General features: G+C 59.8%; 14 protein-coding genes. 4 read left to right on the top strand and 10 right to left on the bottom strand.

The genetic code is table 11. The features are described 5' to 3' along the window. Positions 1 to 28 precede the first annotated feature (28 nt). On the top strand, positions 29 to 757 hold the full coding sequence (locus ACEN8Q_RS16735) for a class I SAM-dependent methyltransferase (protein WP_413703453.1): 729 nt from the start codon (positions 29 to 31) through the stop codon (positions 755 to 757). Between the two features lie 304 nt (positions 758 to 1,061). Here the strand turns inward: ACEN8Q_RS16735 and tam are convergent, their stop codons facing one another. The 6 genes from tam to ACEN8Q_RS16765 all read right to left on the bottom strand — a co-directional run bounded on the left by tam (position 1,062) and on the right by ACEN8Q_RS16765 (position 6,429). Next, complete coding sequence (tam, locus tag ACEN8Q_RS16740) at positions 1,062 to 1,832, bottom strand: trans-aconitate 2-methyltransferase (RefSeq protein WP_413703454.1); 771 nt, start codon at positions 1,830 to 1,832, stop codon at positions 1,062 to 1,064. Positions 1,833 to 2,177: 345 nt separating this feature from the next. Further along, on the bottom strand, positions 2,178 to 3,263 hold the full coding sequence (locus ACEN8Q_RS16745) for a type I restriction endonuclease (protein ID WP_413703455.1): 1,086 nt from the start codon (positions 3,261 to 3,263) through the stop codon (positions 2,178 to 2,180). A gap of 248 nt (positions 3,264 to 3,511) precedes the next feature. Further along, complete coding sequence (locus ACEN8Q_RS16750; RefSeq protein WP_413703456.1) at positions 3,512 to 4,015, bottom strand: DUF4142 domain-containing protein; 504 nt, start codon at positions 4,013 to 4,015, stop codon at positions 3,512 to 3,514. Positions 4,016 to 4,088: 73 nt separating this feature from the next. Beyond that, positions 4,089 to 4,247: a stress protein gene (locus ACEN8Q_RS16755; RefSeq protein ID WP_413427600.1), complete on the bottom strand. Its 159-nt coding sequence runs from the start codon at positions 4,245 to 4,247 to the stop codon at positions 4,089 to 4,091. Positions 4,248 to 4,364: 117 nt separating this feature from the next. After that, entirely contained in the window at positions 4,365 to 5,711 is a 1,347-nt protein-coding gene (locus ACEN8Q_RS16760) for a diguanylate cyclase domain-containing protein (RefSeq protein WP_413427601.1), read from the bottom strand. Between the two features lie 79 nt (positions 5,712 to 5,790). Then, positions 5,791 to 6,429: a LysE family translocator gene (locus ACEN8Q_RS16765; protein WP_413703457.1), complete on the bottom strand. Its 639-nt coding sequence runs from the start codon at positions 6,427 to 6,429 to the stop codon at positions 5,791 to 5,793. Positions 6,430 to 6,587: 158 nt separating this feature from the next. Here ACEN8Q_RS16765 and ACEN8Q_RS16770 point away from each other — a divergent pair, with 158 nt between their 5' ends. Continuing rightward, on the top strand, positions 6,588 to 6,827 hold the full coding sequence (locus tag ACEN8Q_RS16770) for a CopG family ribbon-helix-helix protein (protein WP_413427603.1): 240 nt from the start codon (positions 6,588 to 6,590) through the stop codon (positions 6,825 to 6,827). Next, on the top strand, positions 6,817 to 7,101 hold the full coding sequence (locus ACEN8Q_RS16775) for a type II toxin-antitoxin system RelE/ParE family toxin (RefSeq protein WP_413427604.1): 285 nt from the start codon (positions 6,817 to 6,819) through the stop codon (positions 7,099 to 7,101). The genes ACEN8Q_RS16770 and ACEN8Q_RS16775 overlap by 11 nt, the downstream gene beginning before the upstream one ends. 19 nt (positions 7,102 to 7,120) lie before the next feature. Here the strand turns inward: ACEN8Q_RS16775 and ACEN8Q_RS16780 are convergent, their stop codons facing one another. Further along, on the bottom strand, positions 7,121 to 8,029 hold the full coding sequence (locus ACEN8Q_RS16780) for a LysR family transcriptional regulator (RefSeq protein WP_413703458.1): 909 nt from the start codon (positions 8,027 to 8,029) through the stop codon (positions 7,121 to 7,123). A 77-nt stretch (positions 8,030 to 8,106) separates the two neighbouring features. Here ACEN8Q_RS16780 and ACEN8Q_RS16785 point away from each other — a divergent pair, with 77 nt between their 5' ends. Continuing rightward, a complete protein-coding gene (locus ACEN8Q_RS16785) occupies positions 8,107 to 8,595 on the top strand; it encodes a DMT family transporter (protein WP_413428904.1) in 489 nt (162 codons plus the stop codon). Positions 8,596 to 8,713: 118 nt separating this feature from the next. Here ACEN8Q_RS16785 and ACEN8Q_RS16790 read toward each other — a convergent pair whose 3' ends face one another. The 3 genes from ACEN8Q_RS16790 to ACEN8Q_RS16800 form a co-directional block, all read right to left on the bottom strand. Next, positions 8,714 to 10,045 (bottom strand): MFS transporter, encoded by a 1,332-nt coding sequence (locus ACEN8Q_RS16790; protein ID WP_413428903.1) that lies wholly within the window; start codon positions 10,043 to 10,045, stop codon positions 8,714 to 8,716. 181 nt (positions 10,046 to 10,226) lie between these two features. Continuing rightward, entirely contained in the window at positions 10,227 to 11,153 is a 927-nt protein-coding gene (locus ACEN8Q_RS16795; protein WP_413703459.1) for a hydroxymethylglutaryl-CoA lyase, read from the bottom strand. Then, a complete protein-coding gene (locus tag ACEN8Q_RS16800) occupies positions 11,150 to 12,343 on the bottom strand; it encodes a CaiB/BaiF CoA transferase family protein (protein ID WP_413428464.1) in 1,194 nt (397 codons plus the stop codon). The genes ACEN8Q_RS16795 and ACEN8Q_RS16800 overlap by 4 nt, the downstream gene beginning before the upstream one ends. Positions 12,344 to 12,551 lie beyond the last annotated feature (208 nt).

Raw genomic sequence — 12,551 nt, forward strand, 5'->3', positions numbered from 1 at the left:
ATCGAGTGAACAGACTGGAGCCCCTGACATGACCCAGAACATCTACGACGACCCTGAGTTTTTCCAAGGCTACAGCCAGATGGCCCGCTCCATCGGCGGTCTCGATGCAGCGCCGGAATGGCCTGCATTGAAAGCCATGCTGCCACCAATGCAGGGGCTGAAGGTGGTGGATCTCGGGTGCGGCTATGGCTGGTTTTGCCGTTGGGCCAGTGAGCAAGGCGCTGACAGCGTGCTCGGCCTGGATGTTTCGCAAAAGATGCTGGAACAGGCACGCAAAACCACATCCGCATCCAACATCCGTTACGAGCGCGCCGACCTGGAAGCCCTCGACCTGCCGGCCAGCGGTTTCGATCTGGCCTACTGCTCCCTGGCGCTGCACTACATCAAGGACTTGCCGGGTTTGTTCGCCAATGTCCACGCGGCGCTCAAGCCCGGTTCGCATTTCGTGTTTTCCATCGAACACCCGATCTTCATGGCACCGCGTAATCCTGGCTGGATCATCGATGCCGAGGGCCGCAAGAGCTGGCCAGTGGACGGTTATCAGATGGAAGGCGAGCGCGTGACCAACTGGCTGGCCGAGGGTGTGATCAAGCAGCACCGCACCATTGGCACGCTGCTCAACACGCTGATTGGCGCTGGTTTCAGCATCCGGCATGTCAACGAATGGGGCCCGAGTGATGCCGAGGTGGCGACGCAGCCGGCGCTGGCGGAAGAACGGGAGCGGCCAATGATGATGTTGGTCGGCGTTCAGCGCTAAGCCCACCGCCTGGGCGCTCGTATCTTTTGCGTATAGATCCCTGTACGCGAATAAAGAAACCGTAGAGCGACGTTGAGCCCGGCGATTGATCCCTTATTCTCCCGGCTCACCCTCCGCCCCCGAGATCAACATGCACAATTCAGAGTTGGGAATCATGATCATTTCAATGATCGGGTTGTTCGGCTTTGCCTCGTTTGCCTTTGAATACTTGAGCGCCCGACGCTCGAAAAAAAACAAGCCTCAGTGATGTTTCCAAGCGGCAAAAAAAGGACAGATGACGCTCATCAACTGTCCCTTTTTTGCATCAACGGGTCGCGACGATAAACAGTCGCGGAAACGGCAACAGCACCGAACCATCGGCCAAGGCCGGATACGCCCGCTCGATAGCCGCCTGATACTGCTTCAGGTACTGCGCCCGCTCCGCCTCGTCCAGCGGATCGAGGAACGGCCGCAAACCGCTGCCCTTGAACCACTCCACCACACCAGACGCACCGCCCGCGAGGGGATGATGGTAGGTGGTGCGCCACACATCGACGCGGGTGCAGCAGGCTTTGAGTATCGAGTAGTAACCGCTGGCACTGTCCATCTCCGTGCGCTGCCCGGCAGCGCCTGCCAGTTTGCCCACCCATGGACCGTCCGCGGCCACTTCGCGCATCAAGCGGTGTGAAGGCTCATTGAGGTTGTCGGGCATCTGGATGGCCAGGCTGCCATCCGGTGCCAATTTATTCACCAGTGAAGGCAGCAACGCTGCGTGATCGGGCACCCACTGCAACACCGCGTTGGCAAAAATCACGTCGAACGGGCCGCTGTCGTTCCAGGTGTCGATGTCGGCAACATCGAACTGCACATTCGGCAGGCGTTTGCGCGCGGCCTCGATCATGTTGGTCGAACTGTCCAGTCCGCGCACCGTGGCGTTGGCAAAACGCTCGACCAGCAGCTCGGTGGAGTTACCGGGGCCACAACCGATATCGATGGCCGAACGCACGTCCCCGGCGGGGATGGCCGCCAGCAGGTCACGGGCGGGACGGGTGCGCTCATCTTCAAAAGCGACGTACTGCTTGGCGGACCAACTCATTGCGTTCTCCTGTCGGTGTGTCGTCCTGGCCGAGGCCAGCAACCGGACCGCTACGATACATCGATTGGTGGATTCAGCTCTATCCACCCTTGGTTTTGGTGGAAAACGTTGGTGAGTGCTTCAGAAAAAAAACGGCCCTACTGGCTAGGGCTGTTCAATTAAGGGTTCTGTAGGAGCGAGCTAGCTCGCGATGGTCGTTAACGATGACTCGCCTTTACTGGTTAAACTCGGTGCCCTCGAGTCCATCGCGAGCAAGCTCGCTCCTACAGTGAGTGGATCATTCGCGCTTAACTGAACAGCCCTAGCCAGTAGGGCCGGTTTTGATTCATCACGGAAAACACATCTTTAATCGTAATACCCGACGGTCTTCTTCAAATGATCCGAGTACTCGTAAATGTCATCGACGGAATTAATTGCGTGCCGGGTTTCGTTCTTCTCTTCGTCAAATATGCCGATGTATTTCTGCGATCGGTTGAAGTGCAGTCGGCAGATCGGCTTGCGGTTGTTGTCGTCGAGCAGGATGCCGAAGTAACTCTGTGTGTCGCGCTGAACAATCCGCTTGGCATCAACAACCGACCGGACCACGGCACGGACGATGTGATATCCCTCCAGCTCTTCCAATGTCGTCAGAACCTTGTCCTCTGACTCATCTCGGACATCGGGTTGTTCAGTGTCACCAGTAGCGACCGGTAAAGAGGCCAGTGCAGGCTGGATGGCGCCACTCATAGCCGACTTTAGCCGGTCATTGATTTGGTCGTTGAGAAACTGCACCACGGCCTTTTTCGTGAGCTCATGGAACTGCTCGCGGACCTTTTGAGTTATCACCCCGTCGTAAACACGTGAAGCGAAGACTTTCACAAAATCGTCGTCCGGCTTGCTGACCTGAGAAGCAATTACCTTTTTGATTTGGCTGACATACTTCAACTCACCTGCAGCACTGATGATCGATTCCACATCGAATGCAGACTTGGTGAGCTTCACCAACTCGGGAACGGAATACTCATCGATATCCAGCAAATCGAGTTCAAGAAACGGTTTCTCGTCCATTTTGTTTGGCGCGTCCAGGTCAGTGAAAAACTTATAGACCTGGCCATTGGTGAGAATGGAGATTCGAGCGCTGGTGACATGGAAATAGCGGAACAGCTGGGAGGCATGATTGATGTGCAGCGGCTCACCAATTTTTTTGCACTCGATGAGGATCTGAACCTCGCCAGCTTTCATGATTGCGTAGTCAATTTTCTCCCCTTTTTTCGTTCCAACATCGCAAACGAATTCAGGTGTCACTTCCGTCGGATCGAAAACGTCGTAACCCAGTACCGTGCTGATAAAGGGCATGACAAAAGCATTCTTGGTCGCTTCTTCCGTTTGAATGGCAGCGCTCTGCAAACGAACTTTAGCAGCGAGACTTGCTAACTTTTCGAAGAATTCCATGAGTAGCCTCTTTTCCGGTTTCGATCCGTGTGAACACATGCTGGCAAATTGACTGCCATTGATACTAGACACAAATCGGTACAAAGGAAGATTCCCACCAAGAATTAAGATCTTGCCCACCGCCATGCTTCATTGGGTTGCAACCCCAGCCGATTTTCCATCTCGCCACCTATGTCTGAACTTCAGGTTCTTCAAAAAAAAACGGCGCGTGACCGAAGTCCCGCGCCGTCTGTGTTCAAATCTTCCACTCAACTTTTGGCCTGCAACGCCTTGGCCATTTGCAGATGACTTTGCAATTTAGGAAGGGTTTCCTCGGCGAATGCCTTGATCTGTGGCACGTCGGTGGTCTGCGCTTCCTGCTGCAACTGATCGATGGCTTCCTGCGTGGTCTTCACTTGACTGGCTGTATAGGCCGCATCGTATGTCGCCCCATCCATGACTTGTGGCATCAGGGCTTTGGCCTTTTCGACAATTTCTTCGCGCGGGGCCACCGGCAAATCCAGTTGTTTGGCGATTTTCGCCAGGTGCTGGTTCGCAGTGGTACGGTCGTTGATGACGATGATGGTGTAGTCCTTGACTTCCCTGGACTCGGATTTCTGGTGCGCCAGGCGGCTCGCTTCAATATCGGCGATACCTTTTGCCGAGGCCTCGTCGATGAATTCGGCGGGGGACTGGGCAAAAGCGCTGCTGGCTAACAGGCCCAGTAACGTGGCAAAACTGGCATTGCATAATCGGGTGGCCATGCGGTTCATGGTCGCGCCCTCCTTTTTCCAATTCAAACGGGAGCTTTCGCCCCCGCCTCTCAATCAAAACCACCTGCATCCTTTAGCGGGATTTCTGACCGCCCTTGCGGCCCATGTCAGGTTTCGCCGGGTCTTTATCGACGGTCGTGGTGGTGGTTTTCCCACCCTTGCGACCGGTTTCAGAAGCCTTCGTTCGGTCGTTGGGGAAGTTTCCCGAGTTCGAGTTTCTTGAGTTAGGCATGATTCTCTTCCTCTTGATGATGATCGCGGCGAGCCGTAGCCCGCATAGAATCTGAATTTGCGCGTCGCAAAAGGTTTAGAAAATTGCGTGGATACCACGACGAACGGTGTCCGGTTTTCAGACCATTCGCAGGTGATGTTCGCGTTTGGCGCAATACATCGCCTCGTCGGCATGCCGGAACAACTGCTTCTCTTCCGTGCCGTGATCAGGGTATCGGGCGACGCCGATACTTGGCTGGATGCTCAGGTTATGCCCGTCCAGACGCAGGGGCTGGGCCAGGACCTGACGGACTTTTTCGACCACGATATCGGTGTCTTTCGAGGCGTGAATGCTGTGTAGCAGCACCACGAACTCATCGCCGCCAATGCGGGCCACGGTGTCGGTTTCCCGCACGCAGCCCTTGAGCCGGTTGGCCACCGCTTGCAGCAGCATGTCGCCAACCGCGTGGCCATGGGTGTCATTGACTTGCTTGAAGCGGTCGAGGTCGACGTACAACAGCGCCATGTACCCGCCGTCTTCACGGGCCAATCGCAGTGACGCCTTGAGCCGGTCGCGCAGCAGCTCACGATTGGGTAGCTGGGTCAGTTGGTCGTACTGGGCCATGTGTTGCAGGCGGGCGTGCAATTGCTTGCGCTCGATGGCGGTCGCGACTTGGGCGCAGACGTACTGCAGCAGTTCCATGTCCTGCTCGGTGTAGCGTTCACCGCCCGGAATGCTTTTGACGATCAACGCGCCGATGGTGCCGTTTTGCGAGTTCAGCGGCACACCCAGCCAACACGGTGCGTTCTGCCCGGTTTCCAGCACTTCGAAGCCGGCAGGCGGTGTGTTCTGGTCCGGGGTCAGCAGGATCGGCTGCCCCGTGCGGATCACTTCGGTGCACAGGCGTCCGGTCATGGTTCCGGGTTGTTCGGGCTGTGGCTCGTGGTCATCGACGTGATAAGGGAAATTCAGTTGCGCGCAGTGCTCGTCGTACAGCGCCACGGAAAAATTCAGTGCCGGCAGCCATTCGCCGATGATCAAGTGGATGCGCTTGAACAACGCCAGCAGATCCTCTGCCGCATGGGCCGCCTCGGAAATCGCATACAACGCGGCCTGCCGGGATTCGGCCTGCTTGCGTTCGGTGATGTCGCGAGCCACTGCGATGCGCAACTGGTCGACCTCGGACCAACGTGCCGACCAGAGGATGTGCACCACGCGGCCATCCTTGCGCAGGTAGCGGTTTTCGAAGTTGAGCTTGGGCTCGCCACCCATGATTTCCCGGGCAGCGTCGAGGGTGCGCTGGCGATCGGCCGGGTGCACCATGTCGATCATCGGCTGGCCGATCATCTCATCGGCGCTGTAGCCGAATATGCGCTCGCACGCCGCACTGACAAAGACGAAGCGGCCCTGTTTATCCACCGCACAGACGGCGTCCAGCAACAGATCGATATAGCTCGCCAGCGGCGCGGAATTTCGGTTTTCCATGGTTCAGCGTGGGTGCCCCGATAATGCAGCGCTCTTCAATCATCCCTGCCCCTTCAGCCTTGCATCCCTGTGATTATCTTCAAGCCTTGTCCGGCATCAGCCCCGGCAACGCGTGGACCAGCGCATTGATGGCGAAACCGATGAACATTACCCCGCACAACCGGGTGATTGCCAGTTCATGACGCTGGTACAAGCTGCGCACCCGCCGTGCACCGACGACGCCGATGAGAATAGCGTAGGCGAGCAACCCGCCGACGAAGCTCAGGCCGATCAGTGTCGGCAGCATTGACCAGTGGAGCAGTTCCGCGCGGCTCGACAACAGCGCCGTGAACGTCGCCACCGCCACCGGATAGGCCTTGGGATTGGTCAGGCCAAACAGGATACCGTGCCAGAACGGCTGCCGCGCCGGGCCCTGCGGCGCATCACCGCTACTGCGCCGGGCGCGCACCGCACGCCAGCCGAGCCAGAACAGGTACAGGCCGCTGAGCACACCGAGCACGTCGAACGCCGTACTGCCGATCTCCCGCGCACCGACAATCGCGATCAGCGCCGTGCTGCACCAGACCACATCACCGAGCAAATGCCCGCACAGAAACCCCGCCCCGGCCCGCCGCCCATGAGCCGCGCCAATGCCGAACACCGCCAGCACACCCGGCCCCGGGGTGATGCCGTAGATAAAACCCGAGGCAAGCACGGCCATTAGCAACGATGGGGTCATGGGGAGTCCTTTTGAACTGCTTGGTGAATGGTGGCCAGTCTATATCAGGTCATTGCCTGTCGACTGAAACATCTCGACAGACGAACGGGCTGGTCCCGCCCCACCGATGACGGTGTAGTATGTTGTATTACAAACCACTACATCGATCGAGACACACCATGTCAGTCATGTCCCTGCGTGTACCAGACGAAATCGCCGATACCCTAGCGAGTCTTGCCAAAGCAACGGGTCGCAGCAAATCATTTCTGGCCGTGGATGCGCTGCGTGAATACCTGGCCCGTGAAGCGTGGCAAATCGAGGAAATTCAGAAAGCCTTGAAGGAAGCCGATGAAGGTGACTTCGCGACACAAGAAGAAGTGAACGCAGTTGCTGACAAGTGGGCGGCGAATGCGCGTTGAGTGGTTGCGTACGGCGTTAAAGAATCTGGATGACGAAGCCGCGTACATCGCCATCGAGAATCCAGAAGCTGCAGCAGATTTTGTCCAGGCAATTCTCGCCAGTGTCGATCACCTTGCCCGATTTCCATCGACAGGTCGTGAGGGGCGCTTACCCGGTACCCGGGAATGGGTCATGCCTGACCGCCCCTATTTGATTCCCTACCGGGTTCGCCAAGGTCGGCTTCAGGTACTACGGGTTTTTCATACGCGTCGTCTGCCACCTTCCAATTGGTAAAGGCCATTTGGAAAAGCCCCTAGCGTTCGATCCCCTCCCCAATCCTCCGATTCAACCAGTTCAACGCCTGATCCCCGCCTCGCCGCTTGTGCCAGACCAGTACGAAGGTGAACGAAGGGATGTGAAACGGCGGCGGGACGACAATCAGTGATTGCTCATCGATATCGCGCAAGCCTCGGGACGCGACCGTGAGGATCAGGTCGGTGCCGCTGATGAGTTCCGGGGCCACGCTCCAGTGCGGCAGGCTGATGGCGACGCGGCGGCGTTCACGCAGGGCGGTCAGGGCCCGCTCGATTTCCGGGGTGCCGCTGCCGCGCATCTCCAGCAGGACGTGAGGCCGTGCCAGGTAGGTGGGCAAGTCGAGCACACCGTCGGCGGGCAAGCTTTTGCGATCCACCAGGCAGGCGTAGTGCTCTTCGAACAGCGGGGTGCTGCGCAAGTCATTGGGCATTTCCGGGAACACACCGACGGCGATATCAATGTCACCGTTGAGCACCCCGTCGAGCATGCTTTCGCGGCTGCCGTGGCTGATTTGCAGATCGATGCCCGGCGCTTCGTGGCGCAACGTACGGATCAGTCCCGGCAGAACAATGGCGGCGCCGTAGTCGGACATCGCCAGGCGCAAGGTACGCTGGGTGGTCGCGGGATCGAAGGCATTGGGCGCCAGCAGCGCTTGCACCTGGGCCAGGGCTTCGGCCAGCGGCGCCACCAGTTCCAGCGCTCGCGGAGTCGGCACAAGCCCGGCCCCGGCGCGCACCAGCAGCGGATCGCCAAGCAGGTCGCGCAACCGCGCCAGCGCATGACTGACCGCTGGCTGGCTCAAGTGCAGACGCTCAGCCGCCCGGGTCACGTGTTGCTCACTGAGCAAGGCGTCGAGGATCACCAACAGGTTGAGGTCGATACGTCGAAGATCATTCATCTGCTGCATGTTCTGGATAACAAAACGGAATTTAAATCTGCGCGACGAATACTCTAGAGTCCAGCAAAACCTTTTGGAGATCGATCATGAGTACGTTGCATTGGGCGGGTTGGTTGCTGCTGGCCGCCTTCGCCGGGGCGGTGGTGCCGTTTCAGAGCGCAATCAACGTCAACCTCGGACGCGGCCTGGGTCATCCGTTGTGGGCGACGCTCGCCTCGTTGCTGGTGAGCGTTGTGGTGTTGTTGCCGATCATCGTTGCGATGCGTTTACCGTTGCCGTCTCTGGCATTCATCAACAAGGCGCCACTCTGGATGTGGGCAGGTGGCGCTTTTGGCGTGTGCTTCATTTCGTTGGCATTGGTGCTGCTGCCCAAACTCGGTGCCGCGGGGTTCATGGCATTGGCGCTGGCGGGGCAAGTGGTGGCGTCGTTGTTGCTGGATCACTTCGGCTGGTTCGGGTTGGCGGAGCGGCAGGTCACCTTGCCCAAGGTGTTTGGGGTGGTGCTGTTGATGGCCGGGGTGGTGTTGATCCAGTTTTTTGATGCGCCGGCCAAAGGGTTGGTGACGGCGGGTTGATGGGGCAACCGACGATGCGAGGGTGTTCTCCTGGCCGCCTTCGCGAGCAAGCCCGCTCCCACAGGGAGGTACGCGGTTCCTGTGGGAGCGGGCTTGCTCGCGAAGGCGGTCTATGGCATCAGGCCTTGTCGAGTGTGCGCAACTTCTGCGGCAACCCCCACAGCAACAGCGCCACGGCAATCAGCGCGCAGACACCAATGACATACAGCGCCGGCGTGGTACTGCCGGTCAGGTCCTTGATCCGGCCGACCATCACCGGGCTGACGATGCCGCCGAACTGGCCCAGGGTGTTGATCACCGCGATCCCGCCGGCAGCACCCGCACCGGCCCCGGCCAGCAGTTTCGGCGGCAGGGTCCAGAAACTCGGGATGGAGGCGATGATCCCGGCACCGAGCAGGCCCAACGCGACAATCAGGAAGGTCGTGTGGCTGGCGAAGATCCCCGCGCAGAAGAACCCGACCGCACCGACTGCCACCAGACCGGCGACATACTTGCGCCGCTCGCCAGAAGCATCGGACAGGCGTCCGATCACCACCATGCTGATGGCGCCGCAGATGTACGGGATGGCCGTCAGCAAGCCGATCATCACCGGACTTTCGGTGCCGGCGCTGCGGATCAGTTGCGGCGCCCAGAAATTCAAGCCGTAGGACGCCACCTGAATCAGGAAATAGATCAGCCCCAATGTCAGGAAACCCGGGATCCGCAGGGCGGCGAGCAGCGAGCCACCGCTCTTGTGCGGCTCATGCTGAGCGATGCGGCTGGCCAACAAGGTCTTCTCCGAAGCCGTCAGCCAATGGGCGTCTTCGATACGGTCCTTGAGCAGGGTCAACACCAGCAGACCGAGGCCGATGCATGGCACGCCACCGAGCAGGAACAGCCAGTGCCAGCCACGCATTTGCAGCACGCCGTCGAGGTGTTGCAGCACCAGGCCCGAGAACGGCGCGCCCACCAGGCCGGCGAACGCCGACGACAGGAACAGCATCGAGGTGATGCGCCCGCGATAGTGCTGCGGGAACCACAGGGTCAGGTAATACAGCACGCCCGGGGCGAAACCCGCCTCCATCGCGCCGATCACGAAGCGCAGCACGTAGAACTGCCATTCGCTGTTGACGAACACCATGGCTGCCGTGGCCAGCCCCCAGGACATCATGATCCGGGCGATCCAGCGCCGGGCACCGACCTTGTACAGCATCATGTTGCTCGGCACTTCGAAGATCACATAGCCGACCACGAACAACCCGGCACCGAGGCCGTAAGCGGTGTCGCTCAGGCTCAGGTCGGCTTGCAGCTGAAACTTGGCGAAGCTGATGTTGATGCGGTCGAAAAAGGCGAACAGGTAGCAAACCATGATCAGCGGCATCAGGCGCCAGGCGACTTTGCTGACCAGGGCTTTTTCGGTGTCGTGGCTAACGGACGGGCTCACGCCCGCCTCCAGTGCATTGAGGCTCATTGTGGTTCTCCAGGCGGACTTCCCGTGGGTGTCCGATTGTTTTTGTTGTCTGGTAAATGTTCGATTTCACTGTAGGAGCGAGCTCGCTCGCGATGAACCTGAGATCGCCGCGGGGTATCTGGCATCCAGAGTTATCGTTGACGTCCATCGCGAGCATGCTCGCTCCTACAGGGGATTGGTGTCAGGTAGGGATCGGGTGCAGGTCGCAATTGCGCCCGGCCTTGGCCAGTTGGCCGGGCACTTCGTGACCGAGCAGCGCCGGCAGTCCTCGCGACAGTTTCAGCAGCAGCGGCAAATCGATGCCGGTGTGAATGCCGACTTCATCGCACAGGTTCACCAGATCCTCGGTGCAGATGTTTCCCGACGCTCCCGGTGCGAACGGGCAGCCGCCGAGGCCGCCGAGGGCCGCGTCGAAGCGCCGGGCACCGGCCTCGTAAGCGGCCAGCACGTTGCACAGGCCAAGGCCGCGAGTATTGTGAAAATGCAGGGTCAGGTCTGATGAGGAGACCCTTTGCAGCACCCGGCGCACCAGCCGGTCGACCTGACGCGGGTTGGCCATGCCCGTCGTGTCGGCCAGGGTAATGCCCTGGATGCCGAGTTCCTGATAGGCCTCGACGATTTGCAGTACGCGGTCCTCATCGATCTTGCCTTCGAACGGACAGCCGAAGGTGGTGGCGATGCTGGCGTTGAGTCGCACAGGGCTGTCGCCAACGAAGTGCACAATCTCACCGAACGCCGCCAATGAATCCTCACAACGCATGCGCATGTTCGCCAGGTTGTGGGTCTGGCTGGCGGACATCACCAGGTTCAGCTCATCGGCCCTGCACGCCAGTGCCCGTTGCGCGCCCTTGAGGTTGGGGATCAGCGCGACGTAGATCACCCCCGGTTGCCGGGTGATGCCCTTGAACACCAGCTCGCCATCGCGCAGTGCCGGAATGGCCTTGGGCGACACGAACGAACCGGCTTCGATACGGCTGAATCCGGCCAACGACAGTTGGTCAATCAAGGCAACCTTGTCGTGGGTTTCAACCCAGGTCGGCTCGATTTGCAAACCGTCGCGCGGGGACACTTCCTGCACGATCAGGTGGTCGGAATAATCGCTGATCATTGCACCACTCCTTCGACTTTCAGGCGTTCGATGTCTGTTGCAGTCAGGCCCAGTTGCGCGAGGATGCCGTCGGTGTGCTGGCCCAGCCCGGGGCCGGACCAGTTCACACCGCCGGGGGTCTCGGAGAGTTTCGGCACGATGCCCGGCATCTTCACCGTGGCGCCACCGGGCAGCTCGGCATTGAGCAGCATGTCCCGCGCCCGATAGTGCGGGTCGGCGACGATGTCGGCCACCGAGTAGATGCGTCCGGCCGGGACTTCGGCAGCTTCCAGCGCGGCCAGCACCTCGTCAATGGGCAGGCTACTGGTCCAGTGGGTGATGGCGGCGTCGAGCAGGTTGCTTTTGGCTGCGCGTCCGTCGTTGTGGGCGAACTCCGGCGCTTCGGCCAGATCGGCGCGGCCGATGGTTTGCATCAGGCGCCGGTAGATCGGGTCGCTGTTGCCGGCAATCACCACGTAGGCGCCGTCGGCGGTCAGATAGGTGTTGGATGGTGCAATCCCCGGCAAGGCGCCACCGCTGCGTTCACGCACATGGCCCAGCATGTCGTATTCCGGCACCAGGCTTTCCATCACGTTGAACACGCTTTCGGCCAGTGACACATCAACGACTTGCCCGCCGCCCTGCCCGGTCTTGACCCTTAGCAGCGACATCAGCGCACCGATCACCGCATGCAGCGAAGCCAGGGAATCGCCAAGGCTCACGCCGACCCGCGCCGGCGGCGAACCGGGCGTGCCGGTGGTGTAGCGGATCCCGCCCATGGCTTCGCCTATGGCACCGAAACCCGGACGATCGCGATACGGGCCGGTCTGGCCGTATCCGGAAATCCGTACCAGCGTCAGGTTGGGGTTGAGCGCGTGCAACACGTCCCAACCGAGGCCGAGTTTCTCCAGGGCGCCGGGGCGCAGGTTCTCGATCAGCACATCGGCACTGGTCGCCAGTTGCTTGACCAGTTCGATGCCTTCCGGGGATTTGAGGTTCAGCGCCAGGGACTTCTTGTTGCGTGATTGCAGGTACCACCACAACGAGGTGCCTTCGTGCAGCTTGCGCCATTTGCGCAGGGGATCGCCCTGGCCCATGGCTTCGATCTTGATCACTTCGGCGCCGAACTCGGCCAGCATGCGCGCCGCAAACGGCGCGGCGATCAGCGTGCCGATCTCGATCACTTTGATCGCACTCAAGGGGGCAGTCATCGCGGGGTACCTCTTGTTCTTGGAATATGAGCCAAGGCTAGAGGACAGGGGACTCGGGAATCCAACCTTCAGTTAGCAACGGGCGTTCGCGAAATGCGAACGCTCTGGAAGATTGTCGCGACCTCAGGGCCGCCTTCGCGGGCAAGCCCGCTCCCACAGGGATCTTCGGTGTTCGCACAATTTGTGCTTCACATTGCCCACTGTGGGA

This window comes from Pseudomonas sp. Pseusp16, from assembly GCF_047324915.1.
GTDB lineage: Bacteria > Pseudomonadota > Gammaproteobacteria > Pseudomonadales > Pseudomonadaceae > Aquipseudomonas > Aquipseudomonas fluorescens_CD.

What these genes read in the sequence shown, in the direction of transcription:
- ACEN8Q_RS16750 (WP_413703456.1), bottom strand. Translation starts at nt 4,015, where the DNA reads ATGAACCGCATGGCCACCCGATTATGCAATGCCAGTTTTGCCACGTTA.
- ACEN8Q_RS16790 (WP_413428903.1), bottom strand. Translation starts at nt 10,045, where the DNA reads ATGAGCCTCAATGCACTGGAGGCGGGCGTGAGCCCGTCCGTTAGCCAC.
- ACEN8Q_RS16770 (WP_413427603.1), top strand. Translation starts at nt 6,588, where the DNA reads ATGTCAGTCATGTCCCTGCGTGTACCAGACGAAATCGCCGATACCCTA.
- ACEN8Q_RS16765 (WP_413703457.1), bottom strand. Translation starts at nt 6,429, where the DNA reads ATGACCCCATCGTTGCTAATGGCCGTGCTTGCCTCGGGTTTTATCTAC.
- ACEN8Q_RS16780 (WP_413703458.1), bottom strand. Translation starts at nt 8,029, where the DNA reads ATGCAGCAGATGAATGATCTTCGACGTATCGACCTCAACCTGTTGGTG.
- ACEN8Q_RS16795 (WP_413703459.1), bottom strand. Translation starts at nt 11,153, where the DNA reads ATGATCAGCGATTATTCCGACCACCTGATCGTGCAGGAAGTGTCCCCG.
- ACEN8Q_RS16800 (WP_413428464.1), bottom strand. Translation starts at nt 12,343, where the DNA reads ATGACTGCCCCCTTGAGTGCGATCAAAGTGATCGAGATCGGCACGCTG.
- ACEN8Q_RS16755 (WP_413427600.1), bottom strand. Translation starts at nt 4,247, where the DNA reads ATGCCTAACTCAAGAAACTCGAACTCGGGAAACTTCCCCAACGACCGA.
- tam (WP_413703454.1), bottom strand. Translation starts at nt 1,832, where the DNA reads ATGAGTTGGTCCGCCAAGCAGTACGTCGCTTTTGAAGATGAGCGCACC.
- ACEN8Q_RS16775 (WP_413427604.1), top strand. Translation starts at nt 6,817, where the DNA reads ATGCGCGTTGAGTGGTTGCGTACGGCGTTAAAGAATCTGGATGACGAA.
- ACEN8Q_RS16785 (WP_413428904.1), top strand. Translation starts at nt 8,107, where the DNA reads ATGAGTACGTTGCATTGGGCGGGTTGGTTGCTGCTGGCCGCCTTCGCC.
- ACEN8Q_RS16745 (WP_413703455.1), bottom strand. Translation starts at nt 3,263, where the DNA reads ATGGAATTCTTCGAAAAGTTAGCAAGTCTCGCTGCTAAAGTTCGTTTG.
- ACEN8Q_RS16735 (WP_413703453.1), top strand. Translation starts at nt 29, where the DNA reads ATGACCCAGAACATCTACGACGACCCTGAGTTTTTCCAAGGCTACAGC.
- ACEN8Q_RS16760 (WP_413427601.1), bottom strand. Translation starts at nt 5,711, where the DNA reads ATGGAAAACCGAAATTCCGCGCCGCTGGCGAGCTATATCGATCTGTTG.